This is a genomic window from Staphylococcus coagulans, assembly GCF_002901995.1.
In the GTDB taxonomy this organism is placed as follows: domain Bacteria; phylum Bacillota; class Bacilli; order Staphylococcales; family Staphylococcaceae; genus Staphylococcus; species Staphylococcus coagulans.
Genome location: NZ_PPQN01000131.1, coordinates 1 through 1,108 on the forward strand (window position 1 = coordinate 1; position 1,108 = coordinate 1,108).

The 1,108-nt window shown below is 25.3% G+C and carries 1 protein-coding gene; it reads left to right on the forward strand.

Features of this window, described 5'->3' with window-relative positions:
- The first annotated feature begins 322 nt into the window (after positions 1-322).
- Complete coding sequence (locus CD118_RS11740) at positions 323-565, forward strand: hypothetical protein (protein WP_215727784.1); 243 nt, start codon at positions 323-325, stop codon at positions 563-565.
- The last annotated feature ends 543 nt before the right edge of the window (positions 566-1,108 follow it).

The window sequence follows — 1,108 nt, forward strand, 5'->3', positions numbered from 1 at the left end:
GATATATATATATATAGAAAAGAAAGGGAATATTGCATAATTTTTTCAGTACTGATAGAAAATCAATAAAGAATCTCATAACAAAATCACGAGGAAGTGTAATTTTTATCTATTAGATAATAAATTTTCTAACAAAAGAAAGTGATTTGGAAAATTACTAACAGTTAGTATAGAAATATATTAGTTTTAAGTAAAAAAAGTTGGTTGTATTTAAAATAGAGAAAAAATAAGGTGAGGTTGTATTTGTTATTTATTCTTTATTTAATACATGCTTTGCAATATTTTAAAGTTATGTATAATAAAATTAAAAAGGAGAAGACTTATGATAAAAAAGTTAATCAAAACGTTTATTGAAACATTGATGGTCGCTGTAGTAGCAATTCTTATCATGTGGTATATAGGCTACGTTCCCCCGAATCCACGTATTTTTAATATGGTTGATAAAATTACACTTACGTCTTTTTTTGACAATCGCATTTATGATAATTGGTTAATGTTGGCATTTATTTTTGCTTTTGGTACTACAGTATTTGATGCAATTTCAATTAAAAACAAAGAGAATTAACGATTTAGTTAATATAAAAAATAGAACTATCGTTTTGAATTTAAATGTACTTATAACTAAACGAAAAAATGTGAAGAAAGACATTGATAATACAAACTTAAAAGGTTGACTAAGCATAAGTCTCTTTTAAACACCATACTTTAAGATTATTGGAAATAACAAGTATGTAAAATAATCAAGATTAACCTTGAAGAAGCATATTAAAAGAGTGAGTAAATCTGATGGTATGATGCAATTATATGATAAATAAACTGAAACAATTTATATTACTAATAATACTGTTTGGTAAAAGACATTTAATACTTTCATATTTCTTAAAGTCTTTAGTAATGTAGAAAATCTAAAAATAATAAATATCTCCATGGAAAAGCTTAAATGCTAAACCAGTAAATCTGATAAGTATTTATGATTTGCAGAGGAAGATTGTTATAGATTTTCTTTCGATTTTTCTAGTGCAATGAGTGGTCCTTGTATCACAAACTAGACTAGACCACAACCTATAGCTAGGGATATCTGTCATTAATGATAAAGAGTAGTATCTGT

Coding starts and splice junctions, on each gene's coding strand:
- CD118_RS11740 (WP_215727784.1), top strand. CDS start 323: ATGATAAAAAAGTTAATCAAAACGTTTATTGAAACATTGATGGTCGCT.